This is a genomic window from Nostoc sp. FACHB-133 (assembly GCF_014698055.1).
In the GTDB taxonomy this organism is placed as follows: Bacteria; Cyanobacteriota; Cyanobacteriia; order Cyanobacteriales; family Nostocaceae; genus Nostoc.
In genome coordinates this window covers 38,413-64,684 of sequence record NZ_JACJSH010000021.1, presented here as the reverse complement: position 1 = coordinate 64,684, position 26,272 = coordinate 38,413, and the positions used below count along the sequence as shown (strand labels likewise).

Annotated in this window: 22 protein-coding genes and 1 tRNA gene; 7 read left to right on the top strand and 16 right to left on the bottom strand. The window is 43.5% G+C overall.

Annotated elements, in window-relative coordinates; all coding sequences use genetic code 11:
- Positions 1 to 2 precede the first annotated feature (2 nt).
- The 8 genes from H6G86_RS18335 to hisF form a co-directional block, all read right to left on the bottom strand.
- The gene (locus H6G86_RS18335) at positions 3 to 485 is read right to left on the bottom strand and encodes a hypothetical protein (RefSeq protein ID WP_190935513.1); all 483 of its coding nucleotides are present in this window, start codon (positions 483 to 485) and stop codon (positions 3 to 5) included.
- 4 nt (positions 486 to 489) lie between these two features.
- Positions 490 to 2,700, bottom strand: a complete 2,211-nt coding sequence (locus H6G86_RS18330; protein ID WP_190935512.1) for a cation:proton antiporter — start codon at positions 2,698 to 2,700, stop codon at positions 490 to 492.
- A gap of 357 nt (positions 2,701 to 3,057) precedes the next feature.
- Positions 3,058 to 4,347, bottom strand: coding sequence for a cation:proton antiporter (locus H6G86_RS18325; RefSeq protein ID WP_190935511.1), 1,290 nt, complete (start codon positions 4,345 to 4,347; stop codon positions 3,058 to 3,060).
- Positions 4,348 to 4,757: 410 nt separating this feature from the next.
- A complete protein-coding gene (locus tag H6G86_RS18320) occupies positions 4,758 to 5,192 on the bottom strand; it encodes a hypothetical protein (RefSeq protein ID WP_190935510.1) in 435 nt (144 codons plus the stop codon).
- 179 nt (positions 5,193 to 5,371) lie between these two features.
- The gene (locus H6G86_RS18315; RefSeq protein ID WP_190935509.1) at positions 5,372 to 6,118 is read right to left on the bottom strand and encodes a GDSL-type esterase/lipase family protein; all 747 of its coding nucleotides are present in this window, start codon (positions 6,116 to 6,118) and stop codon (positions 5,372 to 5,374) included.
- A gap of 377 nt (positions 6,119 to 6,495) precedes the next feature.
- Positions 6,496 to 6,568 (bottom strand) — tRNA-Ala (locus H6G86_RS18310).
- Positions 6,569 to 6,661: 93 nt separating this feature from the next.
- On the bottom strand, positions 6,662 to 6,856 hold the full coding sequence (locus H6G86_RS18305; protein ID WP_012410736.1) for a hypothetical protein: 195 nt from the start codon (positions 6,854 to 6,856) through the stop codon (positions 6,662 to 6,664).
- A 99-nt stretch (positions 6,857 to 6,955) separates the two neighbouring features.
- Positions 6,956 to 7,729, bottom strand: a complete 774-nt coding sequence (gene hisF, locus H6G86_RS18300) for an imidazole glycerol phosphate synthase subunit HisF (RefSeq protein WP_114081963.1) — start codon at positions 7,727 to 7,729, stop codon at positions 6,956 to 6,958.
- A gap of 199 nt (positions 7,730 to 7,928) precedes the next feature.
- Between hisF and ruvB the strand changes: the two genes are divergently transcribed.
- The 4 genes from ruvB to H6G86_RS18280 all read left to right on the top strand — a co-directional run bounded on the left by ruvB (position 7,929) and on the right by H6G86_RS18280 (position 12,814).
- Entirely contained in the window at positions 7,929 to 9,029 is a 1,101-nt protein-coding gene (gene ruvB / locus H6G86_RS18295; protein WP_190935508.1) for a Holliday junction branch migration DNA helicase RuvB, read from the top strand.
- A gap of 226 nt (positions 9,030 to 9,255) precedes the next feature.
- Positions 9,256 to 10,059: a tetratricopeptide repeat protein gene (locus tag H6G86_RS18290; RefSeq protein WP_190935507.1), complete on the top strand. Its 804-nt coding sequence runs from the start codon at positions 9,256 to 9,258 to the stop codon at positions 10,057 to 10,059.
- A gap of 11 nt (positions 10,060 to 10,070) precedes the next feature.
- Positions 10,071 to 11,345 (top strand): glycosyltransferase, encoded by a 1,275-nt coding sequence (locus H6G86_RS18285; protein ID WP_190935506.1) that lies wholly within the window; start codon positions 10,071 to 10,073, stop codon positions 11,343 to 11,345.
- Between the two features lie 176 nt (positions 11,346 to 11,521).
- Entirely contained in the window at positions 11,522 to 12,814 is a 1,293-nt protein-coding gene (locus tag H6G86_RS18280; protein WP_190935505.1) for a glycosyltransferase, read from the top strand.
- 50 nt (positions 12,815 to 12,864) lie between these two features.
- Here the strand turns inward: H6G86_RS18280 and H6G86_RS18275 are convergent, their stop codons facing one another.
- The 3 genes from H6G86_RS18275 to H6G86_RS18265 all read right to left on the bottom strand — a co-directional run bounded on the left by H6G86_RS18275 (position 12,865) and on the right by H6G86_RS18265 (position 15,658).
- Positions 12,865 to 14,253, bottom strand: coding sequence for a cytochrome P450 (locus tag H6G86_RS18275; protein ID WP_190935504.1), 1,389 nt, complete (start codon positions 14,251 to 14,253; stop codon positions 12,865 to 12,867).
- Between the two features lie 86 nt (positions 14,254 to 14,339).
- A complete protein-coding gene (locus tag H6G86_RS18270; protein WP_190935503.1) occupies positions 14,340 to 15,143 on the bottom strand; it encodes a TIGR01548 family HAD-type hydrolase in 804 nt (267 codons plus the stop codon).
- Positions 15,144 to 15,187: 44 nt separating this feature from the next.
- Positions 15,188 to 15,658 (bottom strand): DUF29 domain-containing protein, encoded by a 471-nt coding sequence (locus H6G86_RS18265; protein ID WP_190935502.1) that lies wholly within the window; start codon positions 15,656 to 15,658, stop codon positions 15,188 to 15,190.
- A gap of 137 nt (positions 15,659 to 15,795) precedes the next feature.
- On the opposite strand from H6G86_RS18265, the gene H6G86_RS18260 reads away from it, so the two are divergent.
- Positions 15,796 to 16,095: a 30S ribosomal protein PSRP-3 gene (locus H6G86_RS18260; RefSeq protein WP_094333099.1), complete on the top strand. Its 300-nt coding sequence runs from the start codon at positions 15,796 to 15,798 to the stop codon at positions 16,093 to 16,095.
- A 10-nt stretch (positions 16,096 to 16,105) separates the two neighbouring features.
- Here the strand turns inward: H6G86_RS18260 and H6G86_RS18255 are convergent, their stop codons facing one another.
- The 4 genes from H6G86_RS18255 to atpD all read right to left on the bottom strand — a co-directional run bounded on the left by H6G86_RS18255 (position 16,106) and on the right by atpD (position 22,523).
- Positions 16,106 to 18,010 (bottom strand): WD40 repeat domain-containing serine/threonine-protein kinase, encoded by a 1,905-nt coding sequence (locus H6G86_RS18255; protein ID WP_242064856.1) that lies wholly within the window; start codon positions 18,008 to 18,010, stop codon positions 16,106 to 16,108.
- Between the two features lie 143 nt (positions 18,011 to 18,153).
- Complete coding sequence (locus tag H6G86_RS18250; protein ID WP_190935500.1) at positions 18,154 to 20,259, bottom strand: SPFH domain-containing protein; 2,106 nt, start codon at positions 20,257 to 20,259, stop codon at positions 18,154 to 18,156.
- Between the two features lie 277 nt (positions 20,260 to 20,536).
- Positions 20,537 to 20,950 carry an ATP synthase F1 subunit epsilon gene (gene atpC, locus H6G86_RS18245; RefSeq protein ID WP_094327672.1) on the bottom strand — a complete coding sequence of 138 codons (414 nt, stop codon included), beginning with the start codon at positions 20,948 to 20,950 and terminating at the stop codon, positions 20,537 to 20,539.
- Between the two features lie 124 nt (positions 20,951 to 21,074).
- Complete coding sequence (gene atpD / locus H6G86_RS18240) at positions 21,075 to 22,523, bottom strand: F0F1 ATP synthase subunit beta (protein ID WP_114081954.1); 1,449 nt, start codon at positions 22,521 to 22,523, stop codon at positions 21,075 to 21,077.
- A 473-nt stretch (positions 22,524 to 22,996) separates the two neighbouring features.
- Between atpD and H6G86_RS18235 the strand changes: the two genes are divergently transcribed.
- A complete protein-coding gene (locus H6G86_RS18235) occupies positions 22,997 to 23,818 on the top strand; it encodes a SirB1 family protein (protein ID WP_190935499.1) in 822 nt (273 codons plus the stop codon).
- A 130-nt stretch (positions 23,819 to 23,948) separates the two neighbouring features.
- Here the strand turns inward: H6G86_RS18235 and H6G86_RS18230 are convergent, their stop codons facing one another.
- Positions 23,949 to 24,389, bottom strand: a complete 441-nt coding sequence (locus H6G86_RS18230) for an SRPBCC family protein (protein ID WP_190935498.1) — start codon at positions 24,387 to 24,389, stop codon at positions 23,949 to 23,951.
- Between the two features lie 195 nt (positions 24,390 to 24,584).
- Between H6G86_RS18230 and H6G86_RS18225 the strand changes: the two genes are divergently transcribed.
- Positions 24,585 to 26,237 carry a mechanosensitive ion channel gene (locus tag H6G86_RS18225; protein WP_190935497.1) on the top strand — a complete coding sequence of 551 codons (1,653 nt, stop codon included), beginning with the start codon at positions 24,585 to 24,587 and terminating at the stop codon, positions 26,235 to 26,237.
- Positions 26,238 to 26,272: the final 35 nt, after the last annotated feature.

Sequence of the window (26,272 nt, the reverse complement as noted above, 5' to 3'; positions counted from 1 at the left end):
GTTCAATTAGCTTTTTCGGGCACAGCAGTAAATTTTAGGGTTTGTGGAATGCCATTTACGCTTAATTGACCTGTCATATTACCTTTATCCACAAGTTGCATTTGAATTGTGACTGAATTCAGAGGATCGTTTTGAGGGCGAGGAATATTACAAAGGATTGATCTACCAACTTTTCCAGATAAATTTAACTGTTGATTTCTGAAGATGCCTGCCAGAGAGTGCTTTTCGTCAGTATCGGCGTTAGCGTTTGCCGGTAATACAGAGGCATTTAAGTAAATACCCGACTGCTGAATGTTTAACGTTAGAGTATCCGATTTTTCACAGTTCGGCAAATTCTCTGACAGGGTTAGACGATACCTACCGTTCACTGGCGGAGGAGCCTTAAGATTGTTTTCCCCGTAAATGCTTACAGTTTTAAACAACAGTAGTACTGAACTTATGGCTACACCGTAAAAAGCCAAAGATTTGAACTTGAAATGATTCATAGTTTCAATTCCTGAATGTTGGCTCTTGACTACTAACTTCAGGCAGCATAGAGGCAAGATGAGCGGTAACTTGACTGTAGCGGCGGGTAATCAACAGGGAAGAACGACATTGGATAGCTAGTTGATCTGTATATCTTCCCAAGGTTTGGCGTTCGATACCCCAAGTGCGACTGGTGCCAGCAATAGTTAAGTCAACACCTTCTGAGGCTTGAATTACAGCTTGGATTGGTTCTGGGGCTTCGACAATTTTAATTTCAATGCGATCGCGTACACTGGTGGGTAACTGCTCCATCATCGTGTGCAGTTCGTAACTCAATTCTTCTCTAGTGTGATTTGCTGCTATCTGTAATATTTGCAACATACAAGTCTCACGATTGATTAGCAGTCTTAGAGCTAGTATTAGTGCTAAATCATCATGGATATTTGCAGAATAAGGTACAAGTAGACTTTCTAATCGCTCTTTGCCTTTGTCTACAAATACTGCTACATCTACTGGGGCGGTGGTAAGTATTTGTCCGACTCGTCCACCTAAACGATTACTACTAAAAGCTGGCCGATGCCAGCCTACGAGAATTAAATCAACTTGTTCTAATGTGGCAATCTGTGCTGTTTCGCGGGCAACGTTGCTGGAGATGCGAACGATAGGATGCACACAAGAACGAGTTTCTGGCGGTTCGAGAGTATTAATTAATTCTTCTAGTTGGTGGCGGCGCTGGGCGATTAATCGGTCTGCTTCAACTGGGGTACTTTCAAATGCATAGTCTTCTTGAAATTCAATCAGGCTAAGGGGGTTAACAACGGCAGGATATCGGTAATTGAGAGCAACACCAACTGCGGGCTGCGCCAAGGCTACTGCCAACTGTACTAAACCTTTTTGCGTACTTGGATTAGCCACTGGTACCAAAATTCGGAAAGGATGAGGGTAAGTTTCATCTCCAGCAGAGGTATCTATACCTGTTTCTGCTTCCAACTCCGGTTCCACCATATCTAACCTGATTAGCTTCTTCGGATATGTCCATTCCAGTAGTGGCGAGGTCATGAATGTAGTTACCAATGCCATAATTACCAGCATGGTAAATATTAAAGGGGAAATTACCCCTAACTCTAGACCAATGTTTAGTACTATCAGTTCGGTTAAACCACGAGTATTCATTAACCAACCGAGTGCCGAGGCTTCCCGTTTACTAATGCCACTAACACGGGCTGCGACATAAGTACCAACATATTTGCCTGCGATCGCTACTCCTAAAACCAACGCACACAAAAGCCACAATTCTGGACGGTTGAGCAAACCAATCTGTGTCTTTAAGCCACTGTAGGCAAAAAATATGGGCAGCAAGAATATCAAAACAAAATCTTCGGTTTTTATTGCCAATTCCCGCACTAAATCTTCATTTTTGGGCATTGCTGCTCCCAGTAAAAATGCCCCAAAAATTAAGTGAATACCAATTAGTTCGGTAATTAATGCCGACGCAACCACAGCCATATAAATCCCAGCTAGCAGCAATTGGCTGAGTCGTCCCGCACGAAGGTAGTGTTTGGCAAGGCGTTGCAGGAACCAACGTCCCGCCGTCAACATCAAGCTGATGTAAACTATGCTGGCGATAATTGTGGGTATAGCACCAGCAAAGTCACCAGTTCGAGCAACTGCGATCGCTACTGCCAAGAGACACCAAGCTGTTACATCGTCTACGGCTGCACAAGTTAGCGCCAAGGTTCCTAAACGCGTACCTTGCAAATTGTTTTCAGTAATGATTCGCGCCAATACTGGAAAGGCAGTAATCGACATTGCCGCCCCCAAAAACAAGGCAAAGGCAGTGAAGGATACACTTGCATTAGAAACTAGGGGATAAAGAATCGCAGCTAGCAATGTTCCCAAGGAAAATGGCACTAAAATACTGACATGAGAAGTTAAAACAGCTACTTCTAATTGCCCACTAAGATATTTTGGATTTAGTTCTAGCCCAATCAGAAACATGAAAAATATTAGTCCCACCTGAGACAAAACATTTAAAAAAGGAATAGTTTCTGGTGGAAACAAGGTAACTGCTAAATGGGGGGCAACTAAACCAAATAAAGATGGGCCGAGCATAATTCCGGCAACAATCTCACCAATTACCAAAGGTTGTTTAATGGAACGGAATGCTAGCCCTACTAACCGTGAAAGTCCAATAATAATCAGTACTTCAACCAGAACGAGAATAACTATGTGCATGGTTTCCTCACAATTAACTATCTGGTTTCTCTAAGATGAATCTTTAAATGGTCTGAAAATGTCAAGTTCATGAGATACAACCAAGATTAATTTGCACTTAGTTGTAATGTCAATTACTGAGAGGATGCACTTGAAGAGTTGAAAAATGAATTTTGATGATTTTAGGAGATAAATTTAGAATAACTGCCGAATTGCCGATACAAAAAAATAGATAATTGGGATTGGTTTCGTAGTATTCGTTAAAAGCGGGCACAAACAAATTAGCCGTCATAGCTTAGAGTCTAAGCGGATAATTTTACCCAACTCCTATGTAACTAATATCAGTTAATTGGTACTTAATTTTATATTTATCTTTGCTTAAGCAGAAGACTTATCATAGCTTGTACCATGCAATAAAAACGCAATCAGTGGTGATGCCATGAGTGTAGTAATGACTGCCATAATAACCATTATAGTGAATAAAGTCGGGGTAATTATACCTTGTTCAAGACCAATATTAAGGATGATTAACTCCATCAAACCACGAGCATTCATGAGAGCGCCAATAGTTGCAGATTCACGCCAATTTTCCCCGGCTAACCTTGCAGCCAACATACAAGCGACACCTTTACCAAGAATTGCGATCGCAATAATTAACAGCGTAATTCCCCACAAAGTAGGCGTGTTTACCAATGCAATTTGAGTGTTCAGTCCAGAGAAGACAAAAAATATCGGTAGCAAAAAAGAAGTAGTTAAAAACTCAGTATATTGGCGAATTTGTTGGGCGAATTCTCCGCGTGGTGTTACTGCTCCTAGCACGAAAGCACCGAATATTGCATAGATGCCTGTAATATCGGTAAACCATGCACAAAACATCAAAATTATCAACATCAAAGTCAGAGTTTGTCTGTTCACACCTGCATCGCGTTTTGTCATCCGTGTGAACGCTCTCAGTAGAGGTTGACCAAGAAAAATTGCAAATAGCACGTAGCAAATGCCACCACCAATTGCTAATATGGCAATGTTCAAAGAATTTTTCACGCTAGCAAGGACGATCGCTAGCAAACACCAAGCAACTCCATCATCTACCGATGCTGCACCTAAAGCTAAAGTCCCAAAGCGGGTTTGTGCAAGACCGCGTTCGTAAAGAATCCGAGCTAACATGGGAAATGCTGTGATTGTCATCGACGCACCTAGATACAAAGCGGCTGACCAAGGTGTTACCTTTGGTTGAAAGAAATCGCCATTGTGATAAAACCAAAAAGATGCGATCGCTCCTAAAATAAAAGGAGTGATAATTCCAGCAGCAGATAGCAGACTTGCACTTTTGATATGATGTTTTAAGAGTTTAGTGTTGAACTCTAAACCAATCAAAAACATATAAATTACCAACCCAATCTGGCTGATAGCATATAGAATCGACATCGATGGATTGGGTATCTTGAGTCCTACAGCAGTGATGATGGGAAGCTTAGGAAAAAGCCATTGCTGAAAATCCGGTGCAATCAATCCCAAGAGTGATGGCCCTAGCATTACACCTGCAATCATTTCGCAAACAACATCGGTTTGACCAAGATAGCGCCGTCCTAAAATCGTGACGATGCGACAAGTGACTAGAATAACTGTAAGTTGCAAAAATAGCTGAATAACCAGATCAAAATTTGACATTGCACTTCCTTAATATGCGTCTCTGCATTGAAAAATCTTTTCAGACTCCAAAGCTTGTCCTGTTTTTCTCATAGATGACTACATCAGCACAAGTGCTAATTTTAGAAATATTAAGATAGCTGCTTTTAATTTGATAGCAACTGCCCTATTGTTCGTAAAAACGGATACAACTTTGTATCAATACAACATATTGCATCCAAACTGAAACCGCCACATACAGCAGATTGCAACTTTATAAGGTACAGATGATTTTAAGGGCACAGTACTGCTGTGCCCCTATCTGTGTACTTCATTTACCTGAAAAACGCTGTATTAGTTAATTTTTACAAACCGATATATTTGCATAACAATAACATTTATGCAATAACTATCTAAAACTCTTATTCCTTCTCTACAAGACCCGATGCAATTTACAAGCACTCACCACCCCGAAAACGCCAACGAAGGAAAATAATTCGCATTAGGCTTTGTGAACTAATAAAAACTGCTAGCCACACGATGCTATAGTGCAGTAGAAAAACTGTTAACGGTAATTCTTCTTTCGGTAAAGGTATTGGTAAAAAGCCAAATAGTTTTACTCCACAGAACACAAATACTAATTCCCATATACCAGCTAAAAGTTGATAAGCTGCGGGCCAATCCCTGTCCCATCGAGATTTTTGGAGATAGTTATAAAGCACATCCCAACCTAAGCCAAATATGGCTACATAAAGAAGTATCCAAAAATAAACCGAGTTAGCACCAGGGCCAATCCAACCCATTGCAAAAGGCAGAGATACAAGTACACCCACAGTTGCAAGTAATAATAATCGAGTTTGCCAACGACCAAATAAAGTTGGTGTCATAGGAGTGCTGAGTGCTGAGTTAGGAGTTAGGAGTAATGAATAATATAGAGAAATTAGAGTTTTTATAGATAGATTTTGACTCGCTTCATTGAAAATTTAGTAAGATTGTGGTGCTTTTTGCAAAGATGGCAAATATGACAATCTTGGCTAATTTCAAAGCACCAATATCTCTATATTAATTAGGATTGTTTAAGATGATAATTAAATTGAGAATGGTAAGCTGCATTGGCAAAGCCGACTGAATGTATCGCATCCCAATTTATCACATCTTCTAACAAAGCTTGATAACCGAGTGTATTAGGATGAAGACCATCTTCACTTAAACGTTTGAGCCGCCAATTTTCACCGCGTTCCATCCATTGCTCAAAAACATCTAAATAGGGAATCTGGCGTTTGCTGCAAGCAATTCGAGTTGCTTCTTTGTAGCGGTACTGATCGACATGATTATAGTAAAAACAATCTAAAAATGGCATCTTGGCTTCATCTACTGGCACCATGCCCACAAATAACACAGGACAAAGTTGCTGTGCTAAATCTAGCAGAGAAGCAATTTCTTTTTCAAACAATGTAAAATCTGTGTAACTGCGACCATCGGGACGCGCTAACCGCGCTGAGTCATTCACACCTACGGATAAAATAATCAAGTCGGGGACACGATTTCGCAGTTCACCTCGGTGGCGAAATTCTACTTCTAACCTTTGTGCTACTTGTTGCGTGCGATCGCCTCTTACCCCTAAATTGTAAAGAACATGACCGGCACTATCGGGCAACATCCACCATCGCCGTAGTTGCTCGATCCAGCCTCCTTTTTCCGGGTCGCCGAATCCATAAATTAAGCTGTCCCCCAGTGCGACAATCTTCATTGACTGAAAGTGATTTGGTGGTACAGACAGCTGCATTGAGGAAGAAGCTAGAAATGTGTGCATTTAACAACTATATTTTATATCTTTACAAGATTCTATACATTTCTATACCATAGATGGCTATCTTTAGTGTGCAACCATCTATTTGTTGATATGGTTGCAAGGTTAATATTGCCGTAGTTGAGGGTCTCAAAGCCAAGTGTCGAGTTTAGAAGTTGAAATGTCCGAGGCATCGCACAAATCATTGATACTGATAATATGAAGTTGAGAGAGTGTTAGAAAATTGGCTAGAGTTATTACAGCAAAAACGAATCGCCTCAGAAACCCATTACAGTCTCTATCATTCCAACTTTTGAGACTGGCTAGGTAGACAGCAAATAAAACTCATAAAAAGTTTCCCTAACCCTCTTAATTTACTAAGATGATTAGGGACTTAAGAATGGAGCTAAGCGGATTCGAACCGCTGACCCCCTCAATGCCATTGAGGTGCGCTACCAACTGCGCTATAACCCCTTAAAATCCATTATACATAATCACTTAATTTTAGTACTTTGTCAAGCTTTTTATGAAAACTAAATTTTAAATATCTCCTCTACCACTAGATACTCACAACGACACTTGCAACAAGTAGGTCATACAGTGCCCCATCAAAAAGTAAACTACTAACATGGCAGCAGCAGCCAGGGCAACCAATGTACCAGCCAACATGAGAGAAAATTCTTTACTCTCGTAGGCTTTTTCCATTAAGTGCAGCGACCACGCTACCAAAGCTACATCAAAAAGTAAAATAGGAAGCAACATATTTTTTAATATTTGTTAATACTTGTAAAATAATATTAACATCCTTTTTAAGAAGTGTGTCTAACCTCAGATAGATGTCATTAACGGGTGATTTGTGGGTCAAGATAATGTTCTTACTGGCACATTGCGATCGCGCAAATAATTTTTGATTTCTGCTACGCTTAATTGTCCGTAATGTAATAGCGATGCCAGTAGTGCTGCTTCCGCTTTGCCTTCAGTTAGGGCTGTGTAAATATGTTCACAATTACCTGCACCACCAGAAGCAATTACTGGAATTTCTACAGCGTTTGCAATAGCCCGTGTGATCTCGATGTCATATCCGGCTTGGGTTCCATCAGCATCCATACTTGTTACTAGAAGTTCTCCAGCACCGCGTTTCTCAACTTCCTGTGCCCACAATAGGGCATCTAAGCCTGTATTTTCCCTGCCACCCCGCACATACACATCCCAACCTGGATTTTCCGGGTTATTTCTGCGTCTGGCATCAATTGCAACAACTATGCACTGATTACCAAAGCGATCGCTTGCCCGATTAATCAAGTCGGGATCACGTACCGCCGCAGAATTAATACTAACCTTATCTGCGCCGGCTCGTAACAAAGCTTTAACATTTTCTAAGGATTGAATGCCACCACCCACAGTCAATGGAATAAAGACCTGTTCGGCAGTCCGGTAGACCACATCTAAAATTGTAGCTCGGTCTTCATGAGTAGCTGTAATATCCAGAAATACTAACTCATCAGCACCGGCTTCGTTGTAAACCTTGGCCAACTCTACCGGATCGCCTGCATCTTGGAGATTAACAAAGTTAACTCCTTTTACAACCCGTCCCGCCTTCACATCTAAGCACGGTAAGATTCTTTTAGATAACATAATAACTTTTGTACTTCTGGGTAATTGACCGGAATTTAAATTTTAAATTGGCGCGGGTATTTCCAAACGAAAATTTTCATGGGAATGGGGTATGGGGCATTGGGCATTGGTTATTAATTCATTCTTGTCCCTCACTGCCTCCCCTGCTCCCCCAGTCCCTAGTCCCCAGTCCCCAGTCCCTTTATTGAATAGCTGAATTATGGCGATAATCTCCTCGAAAAAACAGCCTCCAGAACCCAACGGAGAACCAAAGCAGCGTCGGGAGTCGGCGAAAGCACCATCCACAGAAAATATTTTGAAGCCTGAAGCTGCTATTGATGAACAAGAACAACAGGAAGAAGGTATTCGACCGCACCGATTTGCCGATTACATTGGACAAAAAGATTTAAAGGATGTGCTAGATATTGCCATCAAAGCAGCCAAGTCTCGTGGTGAGGTGCTGGATCACTTGCTGCTGTATGGGCCGCCAGGATTGGGCAAAACCACAATGGCAATGATTTTAGCATCGGAAATGGGGGTAAATTACAAAATTACCAGTGCGCCAGCCCTAGAACGTCCACGAGATATTGTTGGGCTACTGGTGAACATGAAGCCGGGGGATATCTTATTTGTGGATGAAATTCATCGCCTCTCGCGGATGACGGAAGAAATTCTCTATCCAGCGATGGAAGATTATCGCTTAGATATTACTATTGGTAAAGGTTCCAGCGCTCGGATCAGAAGTTTGCCTCTGTCAAAGTTTACCTTAGTGGGTGCTACAACTCGTGTCGGTGCTTTAACTTCACCACTGCGCGATCGCTTCGGTTTGATTCAAAAACTCCGATTTTACGAAGTTGACGAACTGACTAAGATTGTACTGCGAACCGCTCAATTACTCAAAACCCCTGTTACAGAAGATGGTGCCACAGAAATTGCCCGTCGTTCACGCGGAACGCCACGGATTGCAAATAGGCTACTAAAGCGAGTGCGTGATTATGCGGAAGTAAAAATATCTGGGGAGATTAATGAAAGCATCGCATCTGAAGCATTGCAACTATTCCAAGTAGATCCCTGCGGTTTAGATTGGACAGATCGCCAGATGCTTAGTGTGATAATTGAACAATTTAATGGCGGGCCAGTGGGGTTAGAAACAATGGCAGCAGCCACAGGTGAAGATACCCAAACAATTGAAGAGGTGTACGAACCTTACCTCATGCAAATTGGGTATTTAACTCGAACTCATCGCGGCAGGATGGCGACAAAGGCAGCATACAAGCATTTGGGATTTACGCCGCCTAATGAACAGTTGTCATTATTGTAATTATTGGCATTGGGCATTGGGCATGGGGCACCCCTTCTCTGCGAGACGCTCTACGCGTTAGCGGAGCTTTCGCTTTAGCGATACGCTCAGGGCAAGTGGGCATTGGGCATTGATACTTGTAAATGAGCCTTTGAACTCCATTCCTCTGCTCAATGACAAATGATATAGGCGCTTCGCCTTCCCGCAGGGTATGACAAATGACAAATGACAAATTAGGTAAACCTAGATGATTAAGTTGATTAGTATTTTTCTCAGTTTGTTAATTCTGTTTGGCTGGGCTACTCCAGTCATGGCACAATCTCAACCACCCATTACTCAAGAACAGTTAAAACAAGGTGATGAGTGGGCAAATCAAGCCTTTGCAGCGACGAATCAAGGTGATTTTGCGACGGCTGAAACTTACTGGACAAAGATTATTGAGCAATTTCCTACTAATGCGGGGGCGTGGAGTAACAGGGGAAATTCGCGGGTGAGTCAGAATAAGTTACAAGAGGCGATCGCAGATTATAACAAAGCCATAGAACTAGCACCAAATGTCACCGATCCTTATTTGAATCGGGGCGCGGCGTTGGAAGGGATGGGAAAATGGGACGATGCGATCGCAGATTATAATCATGTCTTAGAACTCGATCCTAACGATGCGATGGCATATAACAATCGCGGTAATGCCAAAACAGGTTTAGGAAAATGGGAAGATGCGATCGCAGACTACAAAAAATCTAATGAGATAGCCCCAAATTTTGCCTTCGCCCGTGCTAACTACGCCCTCGCTCTCTATGAAACTGGTAAAAAAGAGCAAGCAATCCGTGAGATGCGAAATATCGCCCGTAAATACTCCAAATTTGCTGATGTGCGTGCCGCCCTCACCGCTGCATATTGGGTAAATGGAGAACAAGGTGAAGCTGAAAGCAACTGGGTAGCAGCTTATGGACTTGATAGCCGCTACAAAGATATCGACTGGGTAAAAAATATCCGCCGTTGGCCTCCCAGCCTAGTTACAGCTTTGGATAAGTTCTTGAAAATTCAGTAGAGGCATTGATCGTGACTCATTTTGGTATCATCTGTCCTGGTGCAGCAACTGGCCCCCTCAATACAATGCTTCCCTTGGGACAGGAACTTCAACGGCGTGGGCATCGCGTCACCTTCTTTGGCTCACTCGATACTCAATCTAAGGTACTGGCAGCAGGAATAGAATTCCAAGCAATTGGTGAAAAAGATTTTATTCCTGGCTCAACAGCAGAAACCTTTGCCAAATTAGGTCAACTGCGTGGATTGGCTGCGCTTCGATACACTATTGACCTGCTGAAGCTAGTTTCATCTGTGACACTTCAAGAGGCTCCAGCAGCAATAAAAGCAGCAGGTGTAGAAGCTTTGCTAGTAAACCAAAGTTCATCAGAGGGAGGGACAATCGCCGAGTTTCTGAAAATCCCTTTTATTACTGTGTGCAGCGCTGTGGTGCTGAATCGAGAACCTAGCATTCCTCCTTTTTTCACAACATGGAAGTATAGTCCAGATGTGTGGGCACGCTTACGCAACGAAATAGGTTACACGTTATTTAATAACGTCATCAAACCATTTGAAGATTTGATCAATGAATATCGTCGAGAGTGGAAATTACCCCTGTACTCTAATCTTAAAGATAGTAACTCTCCACTGGCTCAAATAAGTAATGCACCTGCTGAATTTGAATTTCCCAGGAAAGAATTAGCTCCTTGGTTCCATTTCACCGGAAGCTTCCATACTTCAGCTAGTCGAGCAGCTGTTTCTTTCCCTTATGAAAAATTAACGGGGAAACCGTTAATTTACGCTTCGATGGGAACATTGCAAAATCGTCTGATTTGGGTTTTTGAGACTATTGCTTTAGCTTGTGAAGATTTGGATGCTCAGTTAGTGATTTCTCTGGGAGGTTCTGCTAAACCAGAATCACTACCAGACTTGGCAGGAAATCCTTTAGTAGTTGAGTATGCACCTCAATTAGAAGTGCTGGAAAAAGCTACTCTCATGATTACTCATGCAGGAATGAATACAACAATGGAATGTTTGAAAAAAGGAGTGCCAATGGTGGCGATTCCAGTTGCTAATGACCAGCCAGGAGTAGCAGCGCGTATCGCTTGGACAGGGGCAGGTGAGCTTGTCACTCTCAAAAAACTGAATGTTCCCAGATTGAAGAATGCTATCAAGCGGGTGTTGACAGAAGAATCTTATAAACAGAATGCGCTCAGATTACAAGCAGCTACTCTCGCGGCTGGGGGGGTAAGTCGAGCGGCTGATATTATTGAGCAGGCTGTTTCTACAGGTAAACCTGTCTTAGCTTAAATACAATAATGAGGATCCCAGTCTAGTTACAGCTTTGGATAGTTCTTAAAAATCCAGTAACATCTGTGAAACATCATACCCTTGTGGATTGTTTGATACTAAAATTATGTCCATAAATTTTGCACCAAATAGCAGATAATACTTGTATTTGCCTTGCATTTTTTAAAGGTTTCGCTATGACTCATTTTGGGATTCTTTGTCCTGCTGCGATCGGTCATCTCAACCCGATGTGTGCTTTAGGTAGAGAATTGCAACGGCGCGGTCATCGCGTCACCTTATTTCATATACCCGATGTTCAAACTAAGGTACAGAAAGCTGGCTTAGAATTTTACACGATTGGAGAGGCTGAATTCCCCCTTGGAAGTCTGGAACCAATGTATAAACACTTGGGTGAGATGAGTGGATTACCAGCGTTGCGTTTTACGATCAGTTGGCTGGAAAAAGAAACAGTTATGCTTTTCCGTGAAGTACCAGAAGCACTCTCTAAGGTAGGTATAGAAGCCCTATTAGTAGACCAGGTAACGTCTGCTGGTGGAACTATTGCCGACTTTGTAAATATACCCTTCGTCACTGTATGTAATGCTCTGCTAACTAATAGAGAAGAGGCAGTTCCTCCCTACTTTACACCTTGGCCTAACAACCAAGCTTGGTGGTCTCGCAAGCGAAACCAAGTGGGTAACTTTTTGCTTAACCGTTTATCACTAAAAATCTGGGATTTGATAGTCAATCAACGTCGTCGATGGAATTTACCACCTTATGTCAAGCGTGAAGATGCTGCGGGGAAACTAGCTCATATCTGTCAGCTACCTGCTGAGTTTGACTTTCCACGAGAACGGTTAGCTAAGTTTTTTCATTACACTGGGCCTTTGCAAGATCCATCAGGGCTAGAACCCATCTCTTCGTCTACATCTTTCCCCTTTGAAAAGTTAAACGATCAACCATTGATTTTCGCTGCATTGGGAACCTTACAAAATCGCAAAGAAGAAATTTTTGAGACTATTGCTGAAGCTTGTATAGGTTTAGATATGCAACTAGTAATTTCTTTGGGTCAGCCTGAAAGAAAGGAATCAGTCCCTAATCTACCTGGTTCGCCTTTGGTAGTAGCTTACGCACCCCAACAGCAATTAATCTCAAGATCGATTCTAACTATTACCCATGCTGGAATGAATGCAGTGCTAGGTGCTTTAAGCAGCGGAGTCCCCCTGGTAGCTATTCCTATTACTAATGAACAGCCAGGAATCGCTGCTCGTATAGCTTACACCGGAGCAGGAGAATTTGTGCCACTGTCTGGTTTGAATGTACACAGGTTGCGAGACACTATTAAGCGGGTAATAACAGAAGATTCTTACAAAAAGAATGCCTTGAGACTAAAAGAAGCGATTCAGCGAGCCGGTGGAGTGAGCCGAGCGGCTGATATTATTGAACAGATCGTGTCTAGCGGTAAACCTGTTTTATCTAGTCGACCCTAAGAGGCTATGTGCGATTGCTCCCATCCTATCTCATATCATTCTCAAACTTTCTAAACAAAACTAGTCTCTCGAACTACCTGATTTTGCTGGCGTCTCCCCTTCACCACCATTTTCACGCCACCTGCTGGGCTAAATAGCAAACCCTTACGTACTGGCTGCACTGGTTTGCTATCAGCTAGTTCCATCTCCCAGTGAGATAGCACTTTTGCCAACACCAGTTTCATCTCAAATAAGGCAAATGCCATTCCAATACAGCGACGGTTGCCGCCACCAAAGGGTAAATACTCATAAGGAGAAAATTGCCGTTCCAGAAAACGCTCTGGCTTAAATTGCTTCGACTCAGGATATAAATCTTCTCGATGATGGGTCAAATAAATAGAGGGAATTAGTATAGTCCCAGGCTCAAAGTTGTATCCCCCAATTTGTAGCGGTGATTTAACCAATCGATTTAGTGCCGACGTTGCCACTGGGTAAAGGCGTAGCGTTTCAGAACAGACAGCATTCAAATAAGGCAATCGGAAAATAGCGTTTGCATCTGGTTTTTCACCTAAATTATCTAATTCTTGCAACAGTTTTTCCCGCACCTGCGGCTGATGATGAATCCAGTACAGCGCCCATGATAACGAAGTTGCAGTAGTTTCGTGACCCGCCACTAATAGGGTCATGAGTTCATCACGTAATTCCAAGTCTGTCATCGGCTCTCCCGCTTCATCACGAGCAGCCATCATCAAAGATAGAATATCAGTCCCAGATAGATCGGGTTGTGCTTTGCGTTCTTGAATCTGGGCGTAGATGAGTGTATCAATTTGCTGCCGTAAACGCAAGTATTTCCCCCAGGGACTCCACGCTCCTAAATCCTGCCGCAGTGATGTGAAAATAAGCAGAAGTGTTCTTAGTAGAGGGATTTTGGGATTCAGGATTTCAATTAGGAGTTTGCTGAGTTTCTTGTAACGTGGCCCATCTTCAAGACCAAATACAGCCTTCAAAATCACTTGGAAAGAGATTTCTTGCATAGACGACAGAACTGTAAAGGTTTCTCCAACCTGCCACTGGCTACTCACTTGCTCTGTGATTTCACGGATTAACTCACCATAAGCCAGCATTCGTTCTCCGTGCAAAGGGGGTGTCAACAGCTTTCGTTGTCGCTGATGAGGCTTTCCATCTAGCGACAGTAATGATTGCTGTCCTAATAAAGGCGCTTTAATCCCTGCTGATGCACCAGAGTCTAACTGTTTTGGATCTGTAGTAAAAATCTGCTGAATTGCCTGGGGATTGCTAATGAAGACTTGATGAGCAAAATTTTGTCCGAGTTTGAGAGTGAAGATATCACCATAACGTTTAGTGCAGGCTTCCATGTATTCTAAGGGATTAGTAAGCCACTGATACATCTGTATCCAAGGGTGAGTTTGAGGGCCGTTAGGCAGTTTAAGTAAAGACATTTTTATGAATTTCCCAATGATTGGAGCAAGATTGTGATCAGTTAGTTATTCATGCACCCGCAGCTTGATTAATCTTAGAACACGGATCAGGCAGATGAACTTACCAATTCTTGAATCTGCCTTGGGGTCAATTCCTGCACATTACGCAAAACTACTGCTGCTCCTGCTGCTAGCAGTGTCTCACCATAAGCATCACTACGCGCTGCTGTTTCCTGTACATGGGGCGGTAAAACCCCTACACCAATCCAAGGGCGAGAAGAATCTAAACGCCGCGCTTTCTCGATGGTATACATATCTGCTACCGTATCCCCTACATACACGATCGCTAATTTTTGCTCAATTCCATTATCTAATTCACGAACTGTAGCGAAAAGTCCAGTGGGGTCGGGTTTTCCTGGCGCATCTTCCATCGCAATCAACACTGGAGATTCCAAACCCAGGCGTTTTTCTAATACGTAGTTAGCGGAAGCACGAGTTGCACCGCTAAAAAATCCCCACGCAATCCCGGCTTGGGTAAGTTGTTCTAAATAGCTAGGTTGTAATAATAAAGGTTCATTACAGATATACCCAGTAAAATTATTTGGGTCTGGGCCTCGGTAACGGGATTGAAAAAAAGCAATGATCGCATTGTAATCTAGTTGCAGTTGTTCGCGGCTCTGTTTTTGGGTTTCAAAGTAGCGGTAAATTAATTCCTGCGATGCTTCCCAATCGTTATTCCACACGCCTTCAGACTTCAACTGGTCAATATCCAGTGGGGTTGGACGATATGCTTGGGTCGTAAAATATTCTACGGTATCTGCGATCGCTCGGCGATAGGAACCACCAACATCGCGCACAACGCCATCTATATCGAAAATAACGATCGCTTTTGCAGAAGTTTGTTGAGTCATAGGGTAGGAAGCAAAAGAGTTTTACCTCATCATAAAACGTGAGATCATGACTCAGGTAAAAAATCGGGGTCGAGGGCTTGCTCTGGCGTGAAGGGAGATTGTTCGGGGAAGGTAGCTAGAGGCAATTCAGTTTCATCAGTAGCCAAGAGTCTAGCATCGTCATAACACAGCCCAAATACCTCATAGAAATAGGGTTTGAGGCTAGGACTTTCTTCTAGAGCTTCTCTAAGGCGTTTGCGATGCTCCCGAATTGTTGCTCGCCAACTACCAGAGCGCTTCTCGGCTTGATATTTATACTTCAAGAGGTGCATCAGCACCACTTCCAAATTGCTTCTCAGTGCTTTCTTTTCACTCCTGCCCATTGTTTCAATTTCTTCAATCAAATTCTCTAAATCCAGTTCTGTGAGCCGACCTTGCTTGAGTAGTTCTGCTGTGGTTTGAATCCACAGGTAAAAGTCTTGCTCATACAAATCTGAATCAGATTTTGTTTGAGATTGGGGCAGTTGAGCAGTCATAAGCATCTTTTGTTAACGCCGACTACACCTTATGCTAGCCCAATCCAATGACTGTTTGGTCATTTGATAGGGTATTGCGTTAAAATAAGCGATCGCTATCCTAGTTAAGTAATGCCCGGAAATTCCCGGAGGTGTGATTGACCAAGTTTATTTTGAAAATTCTGTGGTTAGATGAAAACGTTGCTCTCGCAGTGGATCAAGTTGTAGGCAAAGGCACCAGCCCTTTGACTAAGTACTTTTTTTGGCCCAGAAATGATGCCTGGGAAGAATTAAAAAAGGAATTAGAATCCAAACATTGGATTACTGACCTAGATCGTGTCGAGTTGCTTAATAAAGCAACAGAAGTGATTAACTACTGGCAAGAGGAAGGTAGAAACCGTCCAATGGCAGAAGCTCAGTTGAAATTTCCAGAAGTTGCCTTCACAGGTAGCGCCTGATATTACAATATTAGCGATGTCTACGACGGGCTACGCCTACGCGCTGTTCTACAAGCTGCCACAGTTTGATAGTCTTGTCTCTGCTGCCACTTGCAATTAATTGTCTAACTTTGCTCACAGCAACAGCAGATACTGAGTCTATATGACCAGAGAGAGTAACAATCTCTTCTGCTGTGCTTACTCTCCAAAGTTTAACTGTTTTGTCGCAACTTGCACTTAGGAGTGTTTCGCCATCGGCAGTAAAAGCCACAGCCACCACAGACCAAGAATGGCCTACCAGTGTGCAAATTAGCTGACCTGTGTTTACCTCCCACAATTTAATAGTGTTATCATCACTACCCGTCGCCAAAATTTGACCATCAGGACTAAAAGCGACTGTCAAAACCGCCCATGCATGACCCGAAAGGGTGCTTAACAAGCTATAGCATGGGCGGTTTTGAATAAGGGGGAAGGGGGCAGGGGGAAAGGGGCAGGGGGCAGGGAGTAGGGGGAAAGGGGAAATATCTTCCGCCCCTTGTGGATAGTCTTTTAACTCAGCACTATTCATATCCCTCTGCTCCCTGCTCCCTGCTCCCCTGCCTCTTGTTGGTATCTGCCACAGGCGAATTGTTCTGTCATAACTTGCGCTAGCTAAAAGCTGTCCTTGGGGACTAAATGCTACTGAATTTACTTGTAATTGATGTCCGGTTATGGTGCAAATTTCTCTGCCAGTATTGACATCCCAGAGTTTGATTGTCTTATCCCAGCTACCACTAGCGAGAATCTGCCCATCTGGACTGAAAGCAACTGATTTTACGGCGTGTGAGTGTCCCAATAAAGTGCAGATTTCTTTTAATGTCTCAACCTGCCACAATTTGATAGTTTTATCATCGCTAGCAGTTGCCAAAATTTTCCCATCTGGACTGAAGGCGACTGATTTTACCGCTTGGGAATGTCCTGATAAGCTAGCTAGGACTTTTTTGGTATTTAAATCCCACAACTTGATGTTTTTGTCATCACCACCACTGGCTAAAGTGTGACTGTCAGGACTGATGGCAAGGGCATTCACACTACTCAATGTCCCAGAATGCCCAGTTAAGGTATGCAAGCATTGCCAAGGAGGGTTTGGTAATTTAAAATTTTGAATTTTACATTCCATACCCATTGCTTGCATAACTTCATTAGCTAATTGAAAGCGGTGGTTAACAGAATTTTGCAGCAGCTTGTCGAGAATTTGTGCCAAGCGTAGACTTTTTGAGTCTTGTCGCCAGACATTGCTAACCTTGTTAGTAAGATATTGTTGCCAAACCCAACAATCGTTAGCAATATCAAATAAATCAAAGGGAGCAATCTGGGTAAGTAAGTAAATACAAGTTACACCCAAGCTATATAAGTCACTAGCAAAAACTGCTTTTCCCTTCGCTTGTTCTGGTGCAGCGTATTCTGGACTGCCGACAATGGTTTCAGATGTTAACGGATCAATTTCTGTGACGATTTTAGCAGTGGTAAAATCTACTATGACGAAATCCCCCTTCTTAGTAATTGGGGATCTACGGATGATATTTTGGGGTTTAATATCGCGGTGGATGATGTTGCGATCGCTAATAAACTGCAAAACTGGCAAAACATCTTCTAACAGTTGCCAAATCTGAGTTTCATTAAAAGCACCTTCTTCTTCAACTACCTGAGCTAAATTAGTGCCTACAATAAACTCCTGCACTAAATAAAAATGCCCGTTATCCTGAAAATAATTTAATAAAGCGGGAATTTGTGGATGCTTTCCTAATTCCTCTAGCTTTTGCGCCTTTTGCTGAAAAGTTTGAGATGTTTCATCTTCCAGCGATAATTCTTGAACAACGCAAGGAATTGGCGGAAACTGACCCTCATCTACAGCGAGGAAGGTTTTACAGAATCCCCCTTTACTAGTCTGCTTCATTAAACGATAACGTTCTTGTAAAAGCAAAATTTCCTTGCCAAAATTACAGGGTAGGCAAGATGCCTACCCAAAGTAAAATATAACCGTTTTAAATTGCGTTTCTCGTAAAGGCGCACACCTAGCTATGCGCCCCCTACCGGATGTTACTTATCCCCCGGAAAATTCACAACTATCGGTGGATAACCGTTTTCTCCGGTTGGTTGTGTTTGGGTAACTACTGGTTGCGGATGCAAAGGTGTTGGTTTCAATTCACCCTTACCGGTTTGATTCCATAAAATCATGGACAGTAAACCATCCACTAAGCCGTTATTGCTGCCATTACTACCAACTAAGACATCTGGAATCAAGCGGACATGGCGATCGCCTATAATCTGCATGAGTTGCATTGCTGTATAACCTTGGGAACCCAAAGCTTCCACACCAGCGCGATAAGTTTCAGCTTTGGCGTTACCTGTGGCCCGAATACCTTCAGCCTCAGCAATTGCCCGGAGTTTTGTCCCCTCAGCTTCACCGTTCGCCTGTTTAATTTGGGCTTGGGCTTTTAAGTCAGCAATATGTACACTCTGCTCTGATTTCACCATTTCTTGCTGAATATCAGCCAGCGCTGTTTCCCGGACAAGCTGCTGTCGTTGGGTTTGTGCCATCTGCTGGACTTCATAAGTCTTGCGTTCTTCTTCGGCAATTTTCCGGTCTGTCTGTGTCTGCATTAATGAAGCTGGTGGCAGAATATCACCAATCAGGGTGTCGATCGCTTGCACATCATAAGCCCGTAATGCTGTTTTAATATACTCAGCAGCCTCAGATTGTCGTTCGCTCCGAGCAGTGAGAAAGTCTAGTACAGTATAGTCTTGGGCTGAGTTGCGGAAATAATTGCCGATAGTTGGTTCTAATACATGGTCTACCAAATTTTGCATTGCACCAACGCGGGAAATTACCTTCGGAGCATCTAAAGCACCGACATGGATAATTTGTGCTACTTCCAAATCAAAAGCAAACCCATCACGCGATCGCACTGTCAAGGAAGCTAGTTGAGCATCATAGCTGTGGCGTTCAGTCCGACCTGACCAGTTTAAGACAATGTTGGTCGTTGGCACTAGTTCCATCTTCATAATTCGGGAATTAATCGGATGCTTACCAGGATATAGCGGTTCGACCCATACACCTTTGTGTCCCTGATTCACCAAATTACCGTGGGTGAAGGCTGCACCACTGACATCTTGATGTGCCTTACCCACGAAAGAAATTACTACACCCACATACCCAATGGGAATTTCGGTCATCGGCACTTGTTCAACCTGGACAAACCAAGGATTCAAGTTCCAAGAGCCAGAAAGCAAAGTCTGTTCTTGTAAGCCTCGCCGCCCACCCCCATTAATAAATTTCTGACCATTTTGGAAGTTGTCGTGTCCGTCAATTATGGGGCCTGCGAGTTCACCGGCAGAAATTGGCACACCATCTAAGGTCGTGACGATGCCAACTTTGTCAGATGCCAGACTGTACACCCGCAACTGTTCTGGAGCCATGCCATGAGCGCTGGCATTTGATGCCATGATGACTTTAAACAGAGCAGTGTTAATCCTGTATGTACCTGCGGTGAGAAAACCCATTTGCCGCCCTTTTTCACCACCTTCGGTGAGGAATTTTCGAGCATCTTGGAAGTTGTCACAACCCACGATTTTCCCCAAAATCCGCTCTGGTGGGTTGGATGCGCCATCTGCTGCCACAATCAAAGCGATTTCCCCTTGGGGGACGACAATTACCGATTCTTTCTTTACAGAATATTGCCAAGGCCAATAGCCCCAATGCCAACCAGGAGCTAAAGTATCTGCCTGCAAGCCAGCTTCGCCGTTGAGGGCGATCAAACTGCCGGCGGGGAGTCCACGCCCAGAAAGGGTAAATTTCCTCACTACAATACCGACTTCACGTTCGCCAATGACTACAAGTCCCCCAAAGAATAGGGGGACGAATATGACGAAACCGCCGACAAGTAGGATGGGAACTAGTACAACAGGATCAATTCCAGCAGTTTGATATTGAGTCCTGCTGATTGGTAACTGAGCAATATTTGGTGTAGTCTGATTTCGCTGGACTAATGCCGAAGTTATTTCTTTTGCAGTAGTTGTTTTAACAGAATTAGCATTGGCAGAATGAATACCACCAGCGATCGCTAACGTTGCTACGATAGAGGCAGCAAAACGAGCTACCTTATTTTGTTTACGAGTACCAAGCAAAGATGAAAAGCTTTTCATAATTTGTGCCCATTTGGGCAACTAATTAGCTAAGTTAACACTTCAGCACGGCTTGCCTCGATTTCTTAAACTTGACGTAATTTTTTTGAAAAATTAATAAATAAGGATTCAGAATTCAGGATTCAGAATTCAGAATACTCTATCCGTAAAGGGATGGAATTTTAGCACTCGTACAGAATTTATACTGAATTCTGGCTCCTGATTCCTGAGTTCTTCTTAATAAATAATTTGTAGGTTGGACATTGCCCAACCTACAAAGTTGAAATAGAAAATTAAATTAGACCAAACCGCCAGCAGCTTGAAACCGAGCGCGGGCGCGTTTGAAAGCTTGATTTGCCTTGATTTGGGCTTGGCGATCGTCTGCTGAAACTTGAGTGAGTCCCGCTTCTGCTTTGTTGTAAGCAGCACGAGCTTCTTCTAGGTTAATTTTGTCGCCACGTTCAGCGCCATTAACCAGAATTGTCACTTCATTTTCTTCGACTTCGGCAAAGCCGCCCAAAAGAGCGATCGCTTCCCAATTCTGATTTTTCGCGGCACGGACTCGCATTACACCAGTATCCAGGGCGGTTAAAAGTGGTGCGTGTCCGGTGAGGATACCTAGTTGACCAGTTGTGCTAGGCAAAACTACTTCTTCAGCTGGAGCATCCCAGACTGTTTTATCTGGGGAAATTACCCGAACGGTTAATGTCATTTGTCTTTTGTCCTTCGTCCTTCGTCCTTCGTCCTTTGTCATTTATGTCTTTCGTAATTGCCATTAGTCATTAGCAGTTGAACTAATGACTAACGACTAATGACTAATGACCAATGACTAATGACTAACCTTTGATTTTTTCAGCTTTAGCGATCGCTTCGTTGATATCGCCAACCAAGTAGAAAGCCTGTTCTGGCAGAGCATCCAACTCACCAGACAGAATCTTTTGGAACCCTTTGATGGTATCTTCCAACTTCACATACTTACCAGGAGAACCGGTAAATACTTCTGCTACAAAGAATGGCTGAGACAAGAAGCGCTCAACTTTCCGCGCCCGTGCCACGATTAGACGGTCTTCTTCTGACAATTCATCTAAACCGAGAATGGCGATAATGTCTTGGAGTTCTTTGTAACGTTGCAGAGTTGATTGCACCGCACGAGCAGTATTGTAGTGTTCTTCACCGACAATGTTTGGTTGGAGCATTGTGGAAGTTGAACCAAGGGGGTCAACTGCGGGATAAATTCCCTTAGCAGCTAAACCGCGAGACAGTACTGTGGTTCCGTCCAAGTGGGCGAAGGTAGTAGCAGGTGCGGGGTCTGTGAGGTCATCCGCAGGTACGTATACCGCTTGAATGGAGGTAATGGAACCCTCTGTAGTCGAGGTAATCCGCTCTTGCAGTTCACCTACGTCGGTTCCCAATGTGGGCTGATATCCTACCGCAGAAGGCATCCGACCCAATAGCGCGGATACTTCCGAACCTGCTTGTACAAACCGGAAGATATTATCAATAAACAGCAGCACGTCCTGCTTGTTCACATCCCGGAAGTACTCTGCTACTGTCAATCCCGAAAGACCAACCCGCATTCTAGCTCCGGGTGGTTCGTTCATTTGACCGTAGACTAGAGCAATTTTTGATTCGTTGAGGTTCTCGTTATTGATAACCCCAGACTCAATCATTTCATTGTAGAGGTCATTACCTTCACGGGTGCGTTCACCCACGCCAGCAAATACGGATACTCCACCATGCTGGGTAGCGATGTTGTTAATCAACTCCATCATGATTACGGTCTTACCAACACCAGCACCGCCGAATAGACCAATCTTACCGCCGCGTCGATAGGGAGTCAGAAGGTCAACAACTTTAATCCCAGTCTCAAACACCGAAGGTTTGGTTTCTAGGTCGGTGAATTTGGGAGCAGAGCGGTGGATGGGTAAACTTGCCTCAGCATTTACTGGGCCCCTGTTATCCACAGGTTCACCAAGGACGTTGAAAATCCGGCCCAAAGTGGCTTTACCAACTGGCACGGTAATGGGAGCGCCTGTATCGCTGACTTCAAAACCGCGCACTAAGCCTTCGGTGGAACTCATCGCAACAGTCCGCACCTGGTTGTCGCCCAGCAGTTGCTGTACTTCAACGGTGATGTTGATTTCCTGCCCAGCTTCGTTGGTGCCTTTGATTTTCAAAGCGTTGTAGATTTGTGGCAATTTCCCGCCGGGAAATTTAACGTCTACAACTGGGCCAATGATTTGGGTAATGTAGCCAATGTTTGTTTTTTCTGCGGTTGTGACCATGCTGCGCCTAATGAGTGAAGCTATATTTCAGATAAGGTCGGAGAAGACATAAAATTAAGCAATGTCACCTTTCAGATTAGCACTGAACGACCCTACTCTACGCCATAAATTGATCCTTAAGACTGGGGCTTGGGGATCAAAATTAAGGTAAGTTTTTGCATGGGGACCGGAGAAGACTCAAAATTAAAACTGGAGCGTCAAGATTGTGCAGACGCGGCAGTGTTAAAAGTGAGTTAGTTAGAAATTTATGCTTTAGCTGGGGCTTTGGGTTGTTATTTGCACTGCTCAGACAGAATCGATACTGAGAACGCTGACAGCTATAAGCCTAGGGTAGAACTTACATTTCCAAATCTTCTGAATATCCTTAATATAAAAAATAGTTACAGAAAAATGTTTTCAGTTTAGCCAAGGCACAATGCTTAGGTTAGGCGTAGGTGCAGCTTCATCCTCATACTTCCACCGGGCAACAGGTTATGAATTTCTCGTCAGCGCGACAATATTTTTACCAAGAGATTCAGCAGGCTGACGAGCATATTGACCTAGCAAAGGCAGCTTTGTATATTGCCCAAGAAGAATATCCCAAGCTAGATCCAGAGGAATATCTCAACGCCCTTGATACAATGGCATGGGAGCTTCAAGAACGCCTACCAGACTCACGATATCCTTTGCGGATAGTTCAAAGTATTAACCAGTATCTCTACGATGATTTAAAGTTTTCTGGTAATAAGATTGACTATTACGACCCGCGTAACAGTTTTTTCAATGATGTAATTGACCGCCGACTAGGAATTCCTATTACCTTAGCGTTAGTTTACCTAGAGGTTGCCAGACGAATTGATTTCCCGATGGTGGGTGTGGGGATGCCAGGGCATTTCTTGATCCGCCCAGATATTCCAGATATAGAAATTTTTGTGGATGCCTTTAATGGCGGTGAAATAATATTTGCTCAAGATTGCGAGGAACGGCTGTCTCAAATTTATCAGCAACCTGTGACGCTACAACCAGAATTTTTAGCCGTGGTCAGTAATCGGCAATTTTTGGCACGGATGCTGACAAATATAAAATTTATTTACCTAAAACAACAAGAGTTAGAAAAAACGCTGGCAGCAATTGAACGAATTTTGTTGCTGTTTCCTAATGTAACTTTAGAATTGCGCGATCGCGGCTTAATCTCCTATCAACTTGGTAACTACCCCCAAGCCGTAGACGATTTACAACATTATTTAGCAAAAGTTCCTGATGCCCAGGATGCATCCGTAATTCGGCGGCTACTTACGGAATTGGGGAGGGATTAGGGAATGGGGAATGGGGAATGGGGAATGGGGAATGGGGAATGGGAAAAGAGGGTAATTATTGAATTCTCCCCCTTGCCCCCTACTCCCTACTCCCTGCCCCAATGCCCAATGCCCAATGCCCAATGCCCAATTACAAATTTTCTGCGACTCGTTTTAGGCGGCGGAGTTGGGCTTGCATATCTTCTTTTGTCCAAGATGCGGCGAAGGTGTTGAAACCCCAACTCACTAAGGGATTAGGGATATCGAACTCAAAACGGTTCAATAGAAGCGTTCCCTTTTCTGTGGGTTGACATTCCCAGCGATCGCGCCCTTGAAAAAATCCCTGAAATTCCCAGACTACCAAACCCGGTTGTCGTTCCACAACTACGCTATTTAACGTAGGTTTCAGTAGAGGAATTTGAATGATAAAACGGCTTTTACTGCCGACATCAGTACTCCAAAATTCACCCACAGGTTCGCAACGGAGGACGGGGTTGAGCCAGCGTTGCATGAGAGCTAAATCGCTAATACAGCGCTCTACCACCGTAGCTGTCGCATTAATTTGAATCGATTGTTCTAAAACTTGAGGCATTCCACATCTTCGATGCTGTTGCTGCAATTAGAGTAACGCAAAATTCGCCATTGCCGGTAGATTAAATCAAATATTTGGTAACACAGTCAAAAATTACTCTTGATATCAATATATGTATGTGTTTACTGGTAAATTGATAGGCAAAACACTTACTCAGTGTTTGCGGCGAATACTTAAGCTTAATTCCCGAAAACCATGAATACAACTTGGCAAGGAATAACTCAGGTGATAGAAGTTGGTTTGCCCATGAGGGTGCAGCAATTTTTGGCACAATCGCCTAGCCTGCAACCGATACAACCAGCAGTGAATCAAGGAATCGCTGATGTAAAAGGTATTGTTCAACAGATAATTCTGTTTACGCCCCGTCTCTTGGGGGCAGTAGCAATTTTGTTAGTAGGTTGGCTAATTGCTGCGATCGCAGCAGCAGTAACGCAAGGAATCCTCAAGCGCACAAACATAGATAATCGCATTGCCGCAGGTATAACGGGTCGTCAAGATGTTCCCCAAGTGGAGAAATTAATCTCTAGCTTAGTCTTTTGGAGCATTATTCTATTGACGGCGGTAGCTGTTTTACAGACGTTGGATCTGGAAGTAGCCTCTCGACCCCTCAATAATTTTCTCAATCAACTTATTGGCTTTTTGCCAAATTTGGTTGGTGCGGGAATCCTTTTGGCAACCGCCTGGTTTTTGGCGACCATTGTGAAGATTATCACTGTGCGCTCATTACAGGCATTTAATCTGGATGAGCGTTTGAATCCAGAACCAGAAGACAGCGCACCCAGTCTAAATCAGTTGTCTCTGAGTGAGACGATTGCTAATGCTCTGTATTGGTTTATATTTTTACTGTTTCTTGCCCCAGTTTTAGATAGTCTTGGACTAAGGCAGGCTTTACAACCAGTACAAGCTCTCATTACAGAAGTTCTGCTAATTCTACCGAACATTTTAGCGGCGATCTTAATTGCTGTAGTTGGCTGGTTCATCGCTAATGTAGTACGGCGGATTGTAACGAACTTATTGGCGACAACTGGTATCGACCATTTAGGTAGTCGCTTAGGATTATCTGCGGCTGCGGGGGTGCAACCTTTATCGAGTATTCTCGGCACAATTGTCTATGTTTTGATTTTGATTCCTGTAGCGATCGCAGCGCTTAATGCCTTGCGAATTGATGCGATATCAGTGCCGGCGATCGCCATGCTGCAACAGGTTCTCAACGCTCTCCCTGCCATCTTTACAGCCGTGGCAATTTTAATTGTTGCCTATTTTGTGGGGCGATTTATCGCGGATTTAGTTACAAGTATCCTCACTAATTTAGGCTTTAACAACATTTTTACTATTTTGGGTCTGACAACACCCACTAGACGCATCGAAATTTCAACTGAACCAACAACTGCCCATATCCCAAACCGCACTCCATCGGAAATTGCAGGTATTGTTGCCTTAGTGGGTATCATGCTGTTTGCAACGGTGGCGGCGGTGAATATCTTGAATATTCCAGCCCTGACAGCATTAGTGTCTGGTATTGTGATTATATTTGGGCGAATTTTGGCGGGATTGGTGATATTTGCCATTGGCTTATTCCTAGCAAATCTAGCTTTTAACATCATTACCAGTTCCGGCGAACGTCAGGCAGAGATTTTGGGACAAGTAGCGCGGATTGCCATTATTGCTTTAGTCTCTGCAATGGCACTGCAACAGATTGGAGTTGCCAGTGATATTGTGAATTTAGCCTTTGGACTTTTACTCGGTGCGATCGCAGTTGCTATTGCCCTAGCCTTTGGTCTTGGAGGGCGCGATATTGCCCGCGAACAAGTTCAAGAATGGCTAAACTCTTTCAAAGGTAGAAACTAAAAGTTGATGAAGGCGCAATTTCATCTGTATATAGC